Source organism: Conexibacter sp. W3-3-2 (assembly GCF_009707605.1).
Lineage (GTDB): Bacteria > Actinomycetota > Thermoleophilia > Solirubrobacterales > Solirubrobacteraceae > Paraconexibacter > Paraconexibacter algicola.
In genome coordinates, this window is sequence record NZ_WLYW01000001.1 from 2,654,186 (window position 1) to 2,669,448 (window position 15,263).

Sequence of the window (15,263 nt, forward strand, 5' to 3'; positions counted from 1 at the left end):
CCATGGACGACCTCCTGCACGTCACGAGCGCCGACGCCTGGGACGCCGCCGGCACGACCGGCGAGTACGCGATCCCGCCGCAGCCCGACGGCTCCCCGGCGCCGTTCATCCACCTCTGCCGCCCCGAGCAGCTCGCCGGGGTCGTCGCGCGCTTCTACCCGCCGCCGCACGACCACCTCGTCGTGCTGACCGTGCGCCCCGCCGGACTGCCGATCGTCGACGAGCCCGCGCCGGACGCAGACGGGCTCTTCCCGCACCTGTACGGGCCGCTGCCGGTCTCCGCCGTCGTGGCGGTCCGGGCGCTCGCCGGGGCGCTGCACGATCCCGCGGGGTGAACCGCCCGCGGGGGCATCGCGTAACGTCCTCACATGGCCTTCGACACGCTGAAGATGTACTTCAAGCGCTCCAAGACGCTGGACGCGCCGACCGACGTCTACGCCCACGAGGTGGAGCTGCTCGAGGGTGGGACGCTCGACCTGTCCACCCTGCGCGGCAAGCCGACCCTGATCGTCAACACGGCGAGCAAGTGCGGCTACACCCCGCAGTTCGAGGGGCTGCAGGAGCTCTACGCCACCTACCAGGACCAGGGCCTCCAGATCCTCGGCTGCCCGTCGGCCGACTTCGCCGGCCAGGAGCACGACGACGCCGTCGCCACCGGCGAGGTCTGCCGCCGCAACTACGGCGTCACCTTCCCCGTCACCGCGAAGATGAGCGTCCGCGCCGACCCGCACCCGCTGTGGGAGGACCTCAACCGCCAGCCGGGCTCCAAGCCGCCGGTCTGGAACTTCACGAAGTACCTCGTCGACGGCGACGGCAAGCTCGTCGCGCGCTGGGCGACGAAGGTCAAGCCCGACGATCCGGAGATCAAGTCCGCGATCGAGCGCGCGCTCGCGAAGTAGCCCGCCGCACCCCCGGGGCGCCGTGTCACCCGTCGACGAGACAGGTGGCGCAGGCGCCCTGCGACGTCTACCGTAGGGCCCTCGGGGCCGCGGGGAAGGGGACCGGCGAGGGTGCAGGAGCTCGGAAAGCAACGACCGCACACGGGCGGCCAGCCCGTCAGGGCGTTGGTCGCGCTCGTGCTGGTCCTCGCCTCGCTGCTCGCCGCGTGGCTCACGCACCGGGCGGTGGACACGCACCAGCGCACCCGCTTCGACGCCGAGGCCGAGCGGATCGACGTCGCGCTGGAGCAGCGCATGACCGCCTACGTGCAGGTGCTGCGCGGGGGCATCGGCCTGTTCCGCGCGTCCAACGAGGTGACGCGGACCGACTGGCGGCGCTACGTCGACACGCTCGCACTCGACGAGCGCTACCCGGGCTTCAAGTCGCTGAGCTTCGCCCGGGCGGTCCCGGACGCGGAGCTGTCCGCGTTCCTCGCGCGCGTGCGCGCTGAGCCCGCCCCGGCAGGGCTGGTGGTGCTGCGCACGATGCGCGACTACCGCCTGCAGGTGCCCGCCGACGCGGCGGGCGTCACCCCGATCCACTCGCCGATCGAGTGGGTCGCGCCGTTCACCGCCGAGAACCAGGTGGTGCTCGGCGTCGACATGATGCGCGAGCCGCGACGGCGGACCGCCATGCTCGAGGCCGGCCGCACGAGCCAGGCGGTGCTGAGTCCCCGCCTGCAGCTCTCCGGCAGCGCCAACGCGGAGGCGGGCTTCATCGCCTACGTCGCCGTGCGGCGCCGCGGCGAGCTCGACGGGTGGCTGACGGCGGCGTTCCGGGCCGAGCAGTTCATGCGCGGCCTGCTCGGGCCGACGCGGAGCCCGTTGGCGTTCGAGGTGCGCGACGGCGGCGGCGCCCTGCTGCACTCCACCGCGGGCGTCCGGCCCGACGGTGCACCGCGGCCGCTCGGCGATCCCGACGTCGCGTACGAGCGGCGCGCCCGCGTCGCGATGCCCGGGCGCACCTGGGAGGTCCGCTACGTGGCGGAGACCGGCTTCGTCCCGGTCGGCAGCCGCCTCGCCCCGTGGCTCGTGCTCCTCGCCGGGCTGCTGACCAGCGCGGCGTTCGTCGTCGTCGGCCGGATCGCCGAGCGCTGGCGCCGGCTGGCCGGTCGGCTCGCCGCGCAGGCGGAGGACCTGCGCCGGGCCCGCGCCGATGCGGAGGCGGCGACGGACGCGAAGGCCGCGTTCCTGGCCACCATGTCCCACGAGATCCGCACGCCGATGAACGCGGTCGTCGGCATGAGCGCACTCCTGGCCGACGGTCTCACAGACGAGCACCAGCGCGGGCAGGCCGAGGTGATCCGCAGCAGCGGCGACCACCTGCTGCGGGTGATCGACGACATCCTCGAGGTGTCGAAGCTCGAGGCGGGAAAGGTCGTGCTCGAGGAGCTGGCGTTCTCCCCGCGTGACTGCGCCACCGGGGTCGTCGCGCTGCTGCGGGCGGACGCGGAGCGGGCCGACGTGACGCTCGCGGTCGAGGTCGCGCCCGGGGTGCCGGACCACGTCACCGGCGACCCCGGTCGGCTCCGTCAGGTCCTCCTGAACCTCGTCGCCAACGCGGTGCGGTTCACGCCGGCCGGTGGACGGGTGACGCTCACGATCGACCCGGCGGACACGGCGGGCGGGCCCCGCCTGCGGTTCGCGGTGCGCGACACCGGACCGGGGATCGACGCGGCGGTCCACGAGCGGCTGTTCGCCGCCTTCGAGCAGGCGGACCCGTCCACGACGCGCACGCACGGTGGCACCGGCCTCGGGCTCACGATCTCGCAGGAGCTCGTCGGGCTCATGGGCGGCCGGATCGCGATCGACAGCGCGCCGGGGCGCGGCGCGACGTTCCGCTTCGCGATCCCGCTGCCCGCCGCCGCGCCGCCGCCGCCCCTCGCCGCCCAGCACCCGGCGCCGGGGGCGGTCGCGTCGCTGCGCGTGCTCGTCGCCGAGGACAGCGCCGTCAACCAGACGGTGGCCCGGACGCTGCTGGAGCGCCTGGGCCACGAGGTCGAGATCGTCGGCGACGGCGCCGCCGCCCTGGAGGCCGTCGAGCGCCACCCCTTCGACGTCGTCCTGCTCGATCTCCGCATGCCCGTCCTCGACGGACTCGCGGTCGCTCGTGCGATCCGCGCGCGGATCGACCGCGAGGCGGGGCCGTGGCTGGTGGCCATGACCGCCGACGTGCTCCCCGAGCATCGCGAGCAGGCGCGCGCCGCCGGCATGCACGACTTCCTCGCCAAGCCCGTGACGCTCCCGGCGCTCGACGCGACGTTGCGTCGCGTCCCGGCCCGTGCGCGTGTGAGAGGTTCGTGAGAGCGCGCGCGACACCGCGTATCCCTGCGACGGCTGTCGCGTTCCAGGGGCATGTCCGCACGCATCCCCGCCCTCTCCACCGCGGCCCTCGCGGCCGCCCTGCTCGTCCCGGCCGCGGCCCAGGCCGCGCCGCCGTGGACCGCCCCCACCCAGCTCACCGCCAGCGCCGGCCTCGACCCGTCGCTCGCCTTCGACGGTGACGGCAACGGCGTCGCCAGCGTCCGGGTCGGCGCCATGGGCCGCGAGGCCTTCGGCGTGCGCGCCGACGGCACGAAGACCTGGAGCCGCGCCGCCTCGACGCTCGGCGCCGGCCCGATCCCCTCCGGCTCCGGCAGGACCATCTCGCTGCGCCTGCAGAAGGCCGGCGGCGCCGACCGCGTCCTCGTCGGCTGGTCGGAGGGCACGACCTCCGGCACCATCGGCACGCTGCGCCCGCTGCGCACCGTGCCGCTGCGGACCTCGGAGTACGCCCTCGCCGCCGCGACCTCCGGCGACGCGGCGATCGCGTTCGTCGAGGAGCTCGGCGGTGGCCGCTCGCGCCTCTGGTTCACCACGCGCAGGGCGGGCGGCACGTTCCAGACCCCGCGCATCATCCGCGGGACCGGCTCGCAGCGCTCCGTCTGGGTCTCGGTCAACGACCGTGGCCGCTACGTCGTCGCCTGGTCGCAGAACGGCACGGGCGACCCGCGTGTCGAGGCCCGGATGGGTCGGACCTCCGGTCGCGGGAACGGGCTGCTGAACGCCGGCCCCTCGCTCGGCGTCGCCCGCGTCTCGACGCTCGTGACCGGCACGGGGCGCACCACGGTCGCCTGGGCGACCGAGGACGGCGGCGAGGAGCAGAACGAGCCGACCGAGATCCGGGCCGCGGTGGCCCCGTCGACGAGCTTCGTCCTGCGGCCCTCCACGCAGATCGACCGCGCCGCCGACGGCGCCCTCGAGGGTGACGTCCCGAGCCCGTCCCTGGCCGCGGGCGCCAGCGGCACCACCACGATCGCGTACACGCTCAGCGGCCGCTTCGTCGACAACGACGCCCGGACCCCGGTGCGCGTCTCGCGCCAGGACGCGCGCGCGGTCTTCGGTGCGCCCGTGGAGCTGACCGCCGACGGCACGCATGGGGAGATCACCGCGTCCCCGGACGGGACCGTCACCGTGCCCTACGTCCTCGGCGCACAGCTGCCGTTCACCGACCTGCCGCTCCAGGTCGCCCGCCGCACCTCCGTGGAGTCGGCGTTCGGCGCGCCCGAGGCGGTCACCACCGACGCGAGCCCGTTCGTCGTCTCGGCCTCCGCGCCCGGTACCAGCGGCGCCCCGCAGATCCTCTACGTCCGCGGCGCGGCCAAGGACGTCGCGCTGACGCGGCGCGCAGGTTAGGACCGGCGCCCGACGCGGTATGTGCCAGGGCGTGTCCGACACGCCCTGGCTTCCGCTGTCCCGCACCCAGGCCGCCTCGCTGCTGGAGGCCCTGAGCGCCGCCGCGCAGGACGGCGCCGACGACGGCGGCGGGGCCGAGCGCCTGCCCCGGATCCCCGAGAAGGTCCTCGTCGCCCTCGTGCGGTGCCTGCGGGCCGAGCGCCGGCACGACCTGTCCGCGGCCCCGTCGGCCGGGCGGGTCGCGCGGCGACGGGCCCGGCGGACCGCGGCCCTCGGAGGCCTGGCGGGCGCGTTCGGCGCGCTCCCCGCCGACGCCCTCGGGCTCGTCGAGGAGGCCCGGGTCGCGATCGACGCCGCCGAGCAGGCCCCGGGCGGCCCGACCGACGCGGCGATCGCGGGCGACCTGCTCGTCCTCTGGGAGCTCGTCGAGGACGCGGCGGTCGCGACCGCGATGTGCGACGGCAGCTCCGACGGGTCGCTGCTGGACCACCTCCACGGCGACACCGAGGCCCGCGTGCGCGAGGCCATCCCCGACCGCTGGACCCCGGTCGCGACGTTGCGGTTCCTCTGGCGGATGCGCGAGCTCGGCGATGCCCGCGACGCCCTCACCGGCGGCACGTTCCGGGCGATCCCGGTGCTCGGCGCCGTGCCCGCCGCGTTCGGCGCGCACCGCGACATGCGCGAGTTCCAGCGCGTCGTCGCCGCCTACTACGCGCCGCAGGCGGCGTAGGCGAGCCGTCGTCCCGGGTCAGCCCGGGCTGGTCCCGGTGCCGACGTCGGGGGCGATCTCGCCCGTCGCGCGCCGCACGATCACCTTGGTCGCGTACGGCGCGGCGAACGCCACGACCTCGTCGAACTGCGCCTGCCCGGCCGACCGGGCGACCTCGACGACGACCGCCTCTCGGCCGGTCGCACGGTCCAGGACGACGCCGAAGGACTGCACCGCGGACGCGACCGGGCTCGCGGGGAGGCGCCGCTCGACGTCGGCGAACGTGTCGAGGATCTCCCGGTGGCTGTGGGGGACCGCGTACAGCCGCAGCCGGCTGCGCAGCAGCGCCCGCTCCGCCTTCGTGACCGCGACGCGGGACAGCGCGCGGCGCGCCGCGCCCGTCGCGGCCGCCGTGTCGATCGCGCCCACCCGCAGCTGCGCCGTGGAGGTCAGGTACACCGCGCCGACGAGGAACGGCGGCATCGCCCGCTGGATCCGGTCGGTGCGCCCGAGCACGAGGAACCGCGTCATCTCGCGCTGCGCCGCCACGCGCCGGGACACCCGCTCGGTGCGGGCGACCTGCGCCACCCGCGCCCGCCACGCCGTCGCGCAGCGCGCCTTGGCGATGGGCGCGGCGGCCTCGGGGCGGTCGCACGGGGAGGGGACCGCCGCGGCCGGGGCGGCGCCGGCGGGGGACGCGACCGCAAACGACGCAAGCGCAGCACACAGGATCTTGGTCACTCGCACGGGCGGACTCTACGCGCCCCCACCCCCGTCCGCCACCTCCCCGTCCTCGGACGTCGGGGCCTGGAACGCCTCGCGCTCCGCGAGCCGGTTGCTGCGGCGCGCCTGCGCCTCGCGGCCGCGGCGCAGCGCGACCGGATCGTCGGTCGGCGGCAGCGGCGGCACCGGCATCGGCCCGCCCGCGTCGTTGATCGCCACCATCGTCAGGTAGGCCGTGGAGGTGTGGCGCACCTCACCGGTGCGGACGTTCTCGGCGGTGACGCGCACCCCGACCTCCATCGAGGTGCGCCAGACCGCGTTGACGGTGGCGTCGAGCGTCACCACCTCGCCGATGTCGACGCGCGAGACGAACGACATGCGGTCCATCCCGGCGGTCACGCAGCGCATGCGGCAGTGCCGGAAGGCGGCGAGGCCGGCGGCCTCGTCGCACAGCTTCATGATCGTTCCCCCGTGCACGAACCCGCCGCCGTTGGCGTCCTGCGGGCCCATCCACTCCACCAGCGTCGCGCGCATGCCCGGGAGCCTCGCACGCCGCGCGGGCGGACCGGCCGTCAGGCGGCGTCGACGCGCCGCTCGGGCAGCACCTGCCCGGCCGCGTCGAGCGCGAGGACCTCGGCGACGTGGCCGTCGCGCCGGGCCTCGACGATCACACCCCAGACGACGCGATGCGCGCGCACCTCGGCGCCCGGGTGGCGCCAGCGCAGCTGCGCGATCGCCCGCGCCTGCGTGGGGGTGAGCTCGACGTCCATGCCACCACTATCGGCAGGAACGCTGAACGGCTGGACAACGCCGGCTCAAGAGTTCATGAGGATTGCTCGCCGGCCGGCGGGGCCGGTGCGGCATGATGGGCCCGTGAGCCCCGAGCGATCCCGTCCCTGGCCCGTCGCCGCGTTCTTCGTGCTGACCGGCGTGCTGCACCTGACCGTCGCCCGGCGGTTCTTCGAGTCGATCGTGCCGCCGTGGGTCCCCGGCGGACCCAAGCGCGTCAACGAGGCGGCCGGCGTGGCCGAGATCGCGGGTGGCGTCCTGGCGGTCGTGCCGGGCGCCGAGCGGCACGCGCGCACCTACCTCACCGCGCTGCTGCTCGCCGTCTACCCGGCGAACATCCACATGGCGGTGCGCCCCCAGGACATCCCGGGCGCGCGCGGCGTCCCGCGGGCGCTGCTGTGGGCGCGCCTGCCGCTGCAGGTGCTCCCGATCCTCTGGGTGCACCGCACCGTCCGCGGCCGGCACGAGTCGTGAGCGCGCTCGCGGAGCGCCTGCGCGTCCCGGGCGTCTGGACCTTCACCGACGCGCTCGGGGCCCGCGAGGCGGCCGACGTCGCCCGCCGGATCGAGGCGCTCGGCTACTCGGCGCTCTGGCACCCGGAGACCGTCGGGCGCGAGCCCTTCTCGCACCTCGCCCACCTCGCGGGCGCCACCGACACGCTGCTGCTCGCGACCGGGATCGCGAACCTCTACAACCGCCACCCGGGCGCGATGAAGCAGGCCGCGATGACGCTCGCCGAGCAGTCCGACGGGCGCTTCCTCAACGGCATCGGCGTCTCGCACCGGCCGCTCGTGGAGGGCCTGCGCGGCCTGAGCTACGACAAGCCGCTCACCGCGATGCGCACGTACCTCGACGCGATGGACGCCTCCCCCTACGCGGGCCCGCAGCCCGCGGAGCCCGCGCCCGTCGTGCTCGCGGCGCTCGGCCCCAAGATGCTCGCCCTCGCGGCGGAGCGGGCCGCCGGCGCGCACCCGTACTTCACGACGCCCGAGCACACCCGCCGCGCCCGCGAGATCCTCGGGCCGGACAAGCTGCTGTGCGTCGAGCAGAAGGTCATCCTCAGCACCGACGAGGCCGCCGCCCGCGCCGCCGCGCACCAGCAGACCGAGCGCTACGGCGCGCTGCCGAACTACCGCAACAACTGGAAGCGGCTCGGCTACACCGAGGAGCAGATCGCCGCCAACGACCCGGCGTTCGTGGACGACCTGATCGTCTGGGGGGACGTCGGCACGATCCGCGCCCGGATCGACGAGCACTACGCGGCCGGGGCGACGCACGTCTGCATCCAGCCGATCTCGCTCGAGGGCCGTCCGACCCCGGATCTCGACGTGCTCGAGGCGCTCGCCCCCGCCTGACACCCCGGAAACCCGTCCGACCCTGGACAGACGTACGAGTCGCACGGAGGCCGCCGCAGGCACTACCCTCCCTGCTTCTCAGCAGGTCCACAGGGGAACATCGGGAGGGCAGGACATGCTCGGCGGAGCACGCAGCGGGGGCTGCGACCATCGTGCAGGACGGACGCGCGCGCTCGGCGCGCTGACCGCGGTGACGGTCGCGCTCGGCGTCGGCCTCGGCGCGGCGACGATCGCCCCGGCGGCCGACGAGCCGACGCAGCAGCCGGCGACGCAGAGCCTCCTGGGCATCAACGTCTCGCGCGGACACGTCCAGATGCTGATGCTCGCGCCCGTCGACTCGACGGTGACGTTCTTCGAGGAGATCGACGGTGCCCGCACCGAGCTCGGCACCTCGACCGCGGTCCCGCCCGCGACCGGCGGCCCCGACGGCGCCGCCCCCGTCCCCGTCGCGATCCCGTGGCGCTGCGACCGCACCACCCGCCGCTTCCACGCCGTCGCCCGGACCACCGACGGCCGCACGATCGAGGCCAGCAACGAGGCGCTCACCCCGAGCTGCCGCGACCGCGTCGCGATCGTCGCCCCCAAGCAGGTGCAGCCGGGAAGCGCCGCGACGATCCAGCTGAAGGACCGCTGGCAGCTCGGCGACCTGCCCGTCCGCGTCTGCGTCGGCCGCAAGCCCACCGGGCGGCGCTGCACCTCGCTGCGCTTCGAGCCCGGCCAGCGGCTGCTCTCGTTCCGCCGCAACGTCGGCGCCGGGATCGGCGACTTCACGATCGACCTGTACGTCAGCGGCTTCCGCACCCAGCAGCGGATCGGCGTCGGCCGCGCCGCCACGAAGGCCGCGCGCCAGGGCATGCTGATCACGGGCGACTCGATGATGCAGGGCATCGACGCGCTGCTCGCCGACCGGCTCGAGAAGGACTACCGGATCATCCGCCAGACGCGACCCGGCACCGGGATCAGCAAGGACCTCGGGAAGAAGTGGACGGTGCTCGCCCGCGAGCAGGCCGCCCGCCACAAGCCCGCCGTCACCGTCGTGCTGCTCGGCGGCAACGACGGGTTCCCGATGAAGAACGAGTCGGGCGTCGAGATCAAGTGCTGCAGCGAGGCGTGGCGCCAGGAGTACCTGCGCCGCCTCGAGGAGATGGCCACCGCCTACGCCCGCAACGGGCGCGGCACCGTCCTGTGGTCGCTGCTGCCGCCCACCCGCCGCGAGGACCTCACCGCGCCGATCAGCGCCGTCAACGACGCGATCCGCCGCCTCGCCGCCCGCATGCCCGCCGTCCGCCTCGTGCCGCTGGACAAGGTCTTCGGCCCCGGCTACCGCGACACGATCGACGGCGAGAAGGTCCGTGATCCCGACGGGCTGCACTTCTCGCTCGCCGGCCAGCGGCTCGCCACCCAGGCGATCCTGTCCGTCCTGCGCACCCCCGCCACCACCCCGACCGGAAGGTGACCCCGATGTCCCACCGTCTGCCCCTCGGACTGCTCGCCGCCGCCATCGGCGGCCTGTCCCTGGTCCCCGCCTCGGCGTCCGCCGCGACCTGCTCGCTGAGCGCCGACGACAAGTACCACAAGGCCAACAACGCCAAGCCGACCTACACCCGCTCGCTGAAGGCGACCGGTGGCGCGTCCTGCGCGACCGCGAAGAAGATGATCGGCGCCTACTACAAGTGCCGCGTCTCGGGCGGCAAGGGCAAGAAGGGCCGCTGCTCCAAGAAGGTCCTCGGCTACTCGTGCAGCGAGAAGCGCAGCAACGTCATCGCCACGCAGTTCGACGCGACCGCCACCTGCCGCAAGGGCAAGGCGCGGATCGTCACCGCGTACACGCAGTTCACCTGAGCCCGCGGGCGTAGAGCGGTCCGGCGTCCATGGTCTTCCCGACGATCACGTTCGCGATCTTCTTCGCGGTCGTGCTCCCGGCGTCCTGGGCGCTGATGCGGCACATGGGGGCGTGGAAGGCGTTCCTGCTCCTGGCGAGCTACCTCTTCTACGCCACCGCGGACTGGCGCTTCGCGTTCCTGCTCGGCGCCATCACCGTCGGCAACCACGTCTTCGCGAAGGCGATCCACGGCTCCGACGACGCGCGGCGGCGGCTGCTGCTCGTGCGCGTCGCGGTCGTGCTGGACCTCGCCGTCCTCGGCGTCTTCAAGTACTACGGGTTCTTCGTCGAGCAGGCGGCGGGCGCCCTGGACGGCATCGGGCTCGGCGCGCCGTTCCCGGTCCTGGCGGTCGCGCTGCCGATCGGCATCTCGTTCATCACGTTCCACGCGATCAGCTACGTCGTGGACGTGCACCGCCGTCAGCTCGAGCCGCCGACGCTCACCGACCTGGCGCTGTACATCAGCTTCTTCCCGCACCTCGTCGCCGGTCCGATCGTCCGCGCCTCGGAGTTCCTGCCGCAGCTGAAGGAGAAGCGCGACCCGTCGCAGGTCGCGGTCGGCGCCGCGGTCTGCCTGATCGCGCTGGGCCTGTTCAAGAAGATCGCGGTCGCCGACGTGCTCGCCCGCGAGGTCGTCGACCCGGTCTTCACGGTGCCGGAGGCGTACGCGTCCCCGGACGTGATCCTCGCGCTCTACGCCTACGCGGTGCAGATCTACTGCGACTTCTCCGGCTACACCGACATGGCGATCGGCATCGCGCTGCTGATGGGCCTGACGTTCCCGCAGAACTTCGACCGACCGTTCCGCTCGCGCAGCCTCGCGGAGTTCTGGCGGCGCTGGCACATCACGCTCGGCCGCTTCCTGCGCGACTACGTGTTCATCCCGCTCGGCGGCAGCCGCAAGGGACCCGCGCGCGCCGCGGTGAACCTGTGGCTGACGATGCTGCTGGCCGGGATCTGGCACGGCCCGACCTGGGGGTTCGTGATCTTCGGCGCCATGCACGGCACCTGGATGGTCGGCGAGCGGATCGCGGCCGCGAAGACCGCGTGGCGGCCGCCCGGCTGGGTCAGCACCGTGGTGATCGTGAGCTTCTTCGCGCTCTCCGCCGTGCCGTTCCGCTCCCCCGACTTCGACCTCGGCAGCGCCCTGATCGAGGGGATCCTGTCCCCCGGCGCCGCGACGCTGTGGACGCCGACCGCGGTGCTGCTGACGTTCGGCGTGATCTTCAGCCACCAGCTGCCCGCCGCCCCGCTGCGGGCGATCAAGCTCCGCATCGCCACCCTGCCGGTCCCGGCGCTCAGCGCCGGTCTCGCGGTCTCGATCCTCGCGGTCGCGGCCACCATCCCGTCCCAGGGCGTCCCGCCCTTCATCTACTTCCAGTTCTAGATGAGCGCTCCTGACACCACCCCGCCCCGGTCGGAGATCCCCCCGGCCGCCCACGTCCCCACCGCCGACGACCACCTCCGCGGTGGCGCCCGCATGACCGCGAAGGCCGCCATCACGATGGTGCTGCTGACGTTCGCGCTGCTCGTCGTCGCCGACGGCGACGGCATTCGCCACCAGGGCGAGCGCATGGACGACGGCACCGAGAAGGACGTCGTGCTCGCAGTCGGCCGGCCCGCGGGCTGGATCGCCGACCAGCTGCCCGTCGCCCCGGTGGTCGACCAGATGCTCGGCTGGCTGTCCCCCGACGAGGACCTCGGCAACGACGACGGCACGTTCTCCGCGAGCGGCGGGACGGGCGGCGGCGCGGTGTCGCCGGGCGCCTTCGACCCGGCGGCGCTCGGCCTGCCGGCGGCCAAGCCGCGCAAGCTCCGCTCGCTGCTGGTGACCGGCGACTCGATGTCCCAGCCGATGGACGGGGAGCTCGCCCGCGCGCTCACCCCGATCGGGGTGCGCACCAAGCGCGACCCGAAGTTCGGCACCGGCATCTCGAAGACCGACCTCCTGGACTGGGGGGCGTACTCGGGCGTGCAGGCGCGGCGCGACGAGCCGGACGCGACCGTCGTGCTGCTGGGCGCCAACGAGGGCTTCCCGATGACCACGAAGGCCGGGACGGTCGAGTGCTGCGACCTCGACTGGGCCGCCGAGTACGCGACCCGCGTGCGGGCGATGATGGCCACGTACACGCGCGGCGGGGCGGGACGCGTCTACTGGCTGCTGATCCCGAACTCCAACGACGCGGCGCGCAACCGGATCATCAAGGTCGTCAACACGACGATCAAGCTCGCGGCGGCTCCGTACGGGGAGCAGGTCCGCGTCGTCGACATCGCCTCCGTGTTCACCCCGGGCGGCCGGTTCCGCTCGGCGATGGACGTCGACGGGCGCCCGCAGGTCGTCCGCGACCCCGACGGGGCGCACCTCAACGACGTCGGCGGGCGCGTCGCGGCGGACACGGTCCGCGAGGTGCTCGCGAAGGACTTCGACCTGGGCGGGGCCGCCTGAGCGCGTCCCCGCGACGACGACGGGGCCCGCCCGCACCGGGCGGACGGGCCCCGCGTCACGACCGGCGCGCTAGCGCAGGTCGTAGCGGTCGAGGTCCATGACCTTCGCCCAGGCGGCGACGAAGGCGTGGACGAACTTCTCCGCGGCGTCGTCGCTGGCGTACACCTCGGCGAGCGCACGCAGCTCCGAGTTCGAGCCGAAGACGAGGTCGGCGCGCGTGCCGGTCCACCTGCCGTCGGCCGTCTCGAAGGTGCCGTCGTCCTTCGTCGTCCAGCGCGTGCCGAGGTCGAGGAGGTTCACGAAGAAGTCGTTCGTGAGGACCCCGACCCGGTCGGTCAGGACGCCGTGCTTCGTGTTGCCCGCGTTGGCGCCGAGGACGCGCAGGCCACCGACCAGCACGGTCAGCTCGGGCGCGCTCAGCGTCAGCAGGTTGGCACGGTCGATCAGCGCGTACTCGGCCGGCAGGCGACCGCCGACGTCGTAGTTGCGGAAGCCGTCGCGCTTGGGCTCCAGCGGCGCGAACGAGTCCGCGTCGGTCTGCTCGGGCGTCGCGTCGCCGCGACCCGTGGTGACGGGGACGGTCACGTCGTAGCCCGCGTCCTTGGCCGCCTTCTCGACCGCGGCGCTGCCGCCGATGACGATCAGGTCGGCCAGCGAGACCGGCTTGCCGAACGCCTGCTGCACGGCGGTGAGCCCGTCGAGGACCTTCGCGAGCTCGGCCGGGTCGTTGACCTCCCAGCCGGCCTGCGGCTCGAGCCGCACGCGCGCGCCGTTGGCGCCACCGCGCTTGTCGCTGCCGCGGAACGTCGACGCCGACGCCCAGGCCGCCTTGACGAGCTCGGTGACGGTCAGGCCGCTCTCGAGCACCTTGGCCTTCAGCTCGGCGACGTCCGCGTCGGAGAGCGACGGGCCGGCCGGGACCGGGTCCTGCCAGATGAGCTCCTCCTGCGGGACCTCGGAGCCGAGGTAGCGGGCGCGCGGCCCCATGTCGCGGTGGGTCAGCTTGAACCACGCGCGGGCGAACGCGTCGGCGAACTCGTCCGGGTTCTCGTGGAAGCGGCGCGAGATCTTCTCGTAGGCCGGGTCGAAGCGCAGCGACAGGTCGGTCGTGAGCATCGTCGGCTTGCGCGGGGGCGAGTCGGGCGTCGGACCGGGGATGATCGCCTCGGCGTCCTTGGCGACCCACTGGGCGGCGCCGGCGGGGGACTTGTCGAGCTCCCACTCGTAGCCGAACAGGTGGTCGAAGTAGTCGTTGGACCACTGCACCGGGGTCGTGGTCCAGGTGACCTCGAGCCCGGAGGTGATGGTGTCGGCGCCCTTGCCGGAGCCGTAGCTGTTGGTCCAGCCAAAGCCCTGCTCGACGAGCTCGGCGCCCTCGGGCTCCGGGCCGACGTACTGGTCGGGGTCGGCGGCGCCGTGGGTCTTGCCGAAGGTGTGGCCGCCGGCGATGAGCGCGACGGTCTCCTCGTCGTTCATCGCCATGCGCGCGAACGTCTCACGGATGTCGTGGGCGGCGGCGACCGGGTCGGGGTTGCCGTTGGGGCCCTCGGGGTTGACGTAGATGAGGCCCATCTGGACGGCGCCGAGCGGCTCCTCGAGCACGCGGCCCGGCTTGTAGCGCTTGTCGCCGAGCCACTCCGTCTCCGGCCCCCAGTAGACGTCCTCGTCGGGCTCCCAGACGTCGGGGCGACCGCCGGCGAAGCCGAACGTGTCGAAGCCCATCGACTCGAGCGCGACGTTGCCGGCGAGGACCATGAGGTCGGCCCAGGAGAGCGACTGGCCGTACTTCGCCTTGACCGGCCAGAGGAGCCGGCGGGCCTTGTCGAGGTTGCCGTTGTCGGGCCAGGAGTTCAGCGGCGCGAACCGCTGCATGCCGGCGCCGGCGCCGCCGCGGCCGTCGCTGATCCGGTAGGTGCCGGCCGCGTGCCAGGCCATGCGGACCATGAAGCCGCCGTAGTGACCGAAGTCGGCGGGCCACCAGTCCTGCGAGGTCGTGATGACGTCCTCGATGTCCTTCTTGACGGCGGCGAGGTCGAGGCCGTTGAAGGCGGCGGCGTAGTCGAAGTCCTCGCCGTTGGGGTTCCCGACCGCGGGGTTCTTGGCCAGGATCCGCAGGTTGAGGCGGTTGGGCCACCAGCCGGCGTTGCTGCTGCCGCTCTCGGTGGGGTGCAGCGCGGAGCTCGGGTCGAACGGGCAACCGGCGGCGCCCGGCTCGTTCATCTCTCCGACTTCGGCGTCAGGCTTGTCAGACACAGGGAACCCTTTCGGGGATCAGGGGGTTGTCTCGGAACGGCAGTCGGGGCACAGGCCCCGGAAGACGACCTCGGCCTCGTCGATGACGAAGCCGTGGTCGTCGGACGCGACCAGGCACGGCGCGTGACCGACGGCGCACTCGACGTCGGCGATCGCTCCGCAGGATCGACAGACCACGTGGTGGTGGTTGTCACCGACCCGTGACTCGTAGCGGGCGACCGAGCCCGGAGGCTGGATGCGGCGCACGAGCTGCGCGTCGGTGAGCGCCTGCAGCACGTCGTAGACGGCCTGCTGGGAGACGTCGCGCAGGTCCCGGCGGACGTGGCCGATGATCGAGGCCGTGTCCGCGTGCGGGTGGTCGTGCACCGCGCCGAGGACCGCGATCCGGGGTCGCGTCACGCGCAGGGAGGCCCCGCGGAGAAGCTGCTCGAGATCGGCGGTCGCCGGCACTCCGACGAGTATGCCACTCATTCTGGAACAAGTCCAGTTTAGA

16 protein-coding genes are annotated in these 15,263 nt (G+C 73.9%); 11 read left to right on the top strand and 5 right to left on the bottom strand.

Going from position 1 to position 15,263, the window contains the following annotated elements; all coding sequences use genetic code 11:
* Positions 1-2: 2 nt before the first annotated feature.
* From GKE82_RS12890 to GKE82_RS12910, 5 genes are all read left to right on the top strand, one after another.
* A complete protein-coding gene (locus tag GKE82_RS12890) occupies positions 3-335 on the top strand; it encodes a DUF952 domain-containing protein (protein ID WP_154733572.1) in 333 nt (110 codons plus the stop codon).
* A gap of 33 nt (positions 336-368) precedes the next feature.
* Entirely contained in the window at positions 369-899 is a 531-nt protein-coding gene (locus tag GKE82_RS12895; protein ID WP_230316162.1) for a glutathione peroxidase, read from the top strand.
* A 111-nt stretch (positions 900-1,010) separates the two neighbouring features.
* Positions 1,011-3,242, top strand: coding sequence for a CHASE domain-containing protein (locus tag GKE82_RS12900; RefSeq protein WP_154733573.1), 2,232 nt, complete (start codon positions 1,011-1,013; stop codon positions 3,240-3,242).
* Between the two features lie 51 nt (positions 3,243-3,293).
* On the top strand, positions 3,294-4,613 hold the full coding sequence (locus GKE82_RS12905; protein WP_154733574.1) for a hypothetical protein: 1,320 nt from the start codon (positions 3,294-3,296) through the stop codon (positions 4,611-4,613).
* Between the two features lie 31 nt (positions 4,614-4,644).
* Positions 4,645-5,343: a hypothetical protein gene (locus tag GKE82_RS12910; RefSeq protein WP_154733575.1), complete on the top strand. Its 699-nt coding sequence runs from the start codon at positions 4,645-4,647 to the stop codon at positions 5,341-5,343.
* Between the two features lie 18 nt (positions 5,344-5,361).
* Here GKE82_RS12910 and GKE82_RS12915 read toward each other — a convergent pair whose 3' ends face one another.
* Genes GKE82_RS12915 through GKE82_RS12925 form a run of 3 tightly spaced genes read right to left on the bottom strand, consistent with a single transcriptional unit; the run spans position 5,362 to position 6,815 of the window.
* The gene (locus tag GKE82_RS12915) at positions 5,362-6,063 is read right to left on the bottom strand and encodes a hypothetical protein (protein WP_154733576.1); all 702 of its coding nucleotides are present in this window, start codon (positions 6,061-6,063) and stop codon (positions 5,362-5,364) included.
* A gap of 15 nt (positions 6,064-6,078) precedes the next feature.
* On the bottom strand, positions 6,079-6,579 hold the full coding sequence (locus tag GKE82_RS12920; protein ID WP_154733577.1) for an acyl-CoA thioesterase: 501 nt from the start codon (positions 6,577-6,579) through the stop codon (positions 6,079-6,081).
* A 38-nt stretch (positions 6,580-6,617) separates the two neighbouring features.
* Positions 6,618-6,815 (bottom strand): hypothetical protein, encoded by a 198-nt coding sequence (locus GKE82_RS12925; RefSeq protein WP_107567297.1) that lies wholly within the window; start codon positions 6,813-6,815, stop codon positions 6,618-6,620.
* Positions 6,816-6,918: 103 nt separating this feature from the next.
* Here GKE82_RS12925 and GKE82_RS12930 point away from each other — a divergent pair, with 103 nt between their 5' ends.
* From GKE82_RS12930 to GKE82_RS12955, 6 genes are all read left to right on the top strand, one after another.
* Positions 6,919-7,308 (top strand): hypothetical protein, encoded by a 390-nt coding sequence (locus GKE82_RS12930; RefSeq protein ID WP_154733578.1) that lies wholly within the window; start codon positions 6,919-6,921, stop codon positions 7,306-7,308.
* Positions 7,305-8,189 (top strand): TIGR03620 family F420-dependent LLM class oxidoreductase, encoded by an 885-nt coding sequence (locus tag GKE82_RS12935; RefSeq protein ID WP_309233577.1) that lies wholly within the window; start codon positions 7,305-7,307, stop codon positions 8,187-8,189. Before GKE82_RS12930 ends, GKE82_RS12935 begins: the two co-directional genes overlap by 4 nt.
* 115 nt (positions 8,190-8,304) lie before the next feature.
* Positions 8,305-9,645: a GDSL-type esterase/lipase family protein gene (locus tag GKE82_RS12940; RefSeq protein WP_107567299.1), complete on the top strand. Its 1,341-nt coding sequence runs from the start codon at positions 8,305-8,307 to the stop codon at positions 9,643-9,645.
* Between the two features lie 5 nt (positions 9,646-9,650).
* Positions 9,651-10,031: a hypothetical protein gene (locus GKE82_RS12945; RefSeq protein ID WP_154733579.1), complete on the top strand. Its 381-nt coding sequence runs from the start codon at positions 9,651-9,653 to the stop codon at positions 10,029-10,031.
* Positions 10,032-10,060: 29 nt separating this feature from the next.
* Entirely contained in the window at positions 10,061-11,458 is a 1,398-nt protein-coding gene (locus tag GKE82_RS12950; protein WP_154733580.1) for an MBOAT family protein, read from the top strand.
* Positions 11,459-12,517 carry a DUF459 domain-containing protein gene (locus tag GKE82_RS12955; RefSeq protein WP_154733581.1) on the top strand — a complete coding sequence of 353 codons (1,059 nt, stop codon included), beginning with the start codon at positions 11,459-11,461 and terminating at the stop codon, positions 12,515-12,517.
* A gap of 69 nt (positions 12,518-12,586) precedes the next feature.
* Here GKE82_RS12955 and katG read toward each other — a convergent pair whose 3' ends face one another.
* Both katG and GKE82_RS12965 read right to left on the bottom strand, forming a co-directional pair.
* Complete coding sequence (katG, locus tag GKE82_RS12960) at positions 12,587-14,737, bottom strand: catalase/peroxidase HPI (protein WP_154735151.1); 2,151 nt, start codon at positions 14,735-14,737, stop codon at positions 12,587-12,589.
* Between the two features lie 51 nt (positions 14,738-14,788).
* Entirely contained in the window at positions 14,789-15,220 is a 432-nt protein-coding gene (locus tag GKE82_RS12965) for a Fur family transcriptional regulator (protein ID WP_309233579.1), read from the bottom strand.
* Positions 15,221-15,263: the final 43 nt, after the last annotated feature.

What these genes read in the sequence shown, in the direction of transcription:
- GKE82_RS12950 (WP_154733580.1), top strand. Translation starts at nt 10,061, where the DNA reads ATGGTCTTCCCGACGATCACGTTCGCGATCTTCTTCGCGGTCGTGCTC.
- GKE82_RS12925 (WP_107567297.1), bottom strand. Translation starts at nt 6,815, where the DNA reads ATGGACGTCGAGCTCACCCCCACGCAGGCGCGGGCGATCGCGCAGCTG.
- GKE82_RS12905 (WP_154733574.1), top strand. Translation starts at nt 3,294, where the DNA reads ATGTCCGCACGCATCCCCGCCCTCTCCACCGCGGCCCTCGCGGCCGCC.
- GKE82_RS12955 (WP_154733581.1), top strand. Translation starts at nt 11,459, where the DNA reads ATGAGCGCTCCTGACACCACCCCGCCCCGGTCGGAGATCCCCCCGGCC.
- GKE82_RS12895 (WP_230316162.1), top strand. Translation starts at nt 369, where the DNA reads ATGGCCTTCGACACGCTGAAGATGTACTTCAAGCGCTCCAAGACGCTG.
- GKE82_RS12920 (WP_154733577.1), bottom strand. Translation starts at nt 6,579, where the DNA reads ATGCGCGCGACGCTGGTGGAGTGGATGGGCCCGCAGGACGCCAACGGC.
- GKE82_RS12890 (WP_154733572.1), top strand. Translation starts at nt 3, where the DNA reads ATGGACGACCTCCTGCACGTCACGAGCGCCGACGCCTGGGACGCCGCC.
- GKE82_RS12945 (WP_154733579.1), top strand. Translation starts at nt 9,651, where the DNA reads ATGTCCCACCGTCTGCCCCTCGGACTGCTCGCCGCCGCCATCGGCGGC.
- GKE82_RS12940 (WP_107567299.1), top strand. Translation starts at nt 8,305, where the DNA reads ATGCTCGGCGGAGCACGCAGCGGGGGCTGCGACCATCGTGCAGGACGG.
- katG (WP_154735151.1), bottom strand. Translation starts at nt 14,737, where the DNA reads ATGAACGAGCCGGGCGCCGCCGGTTGCCCGTTCGACCCGAGCTCCGCG.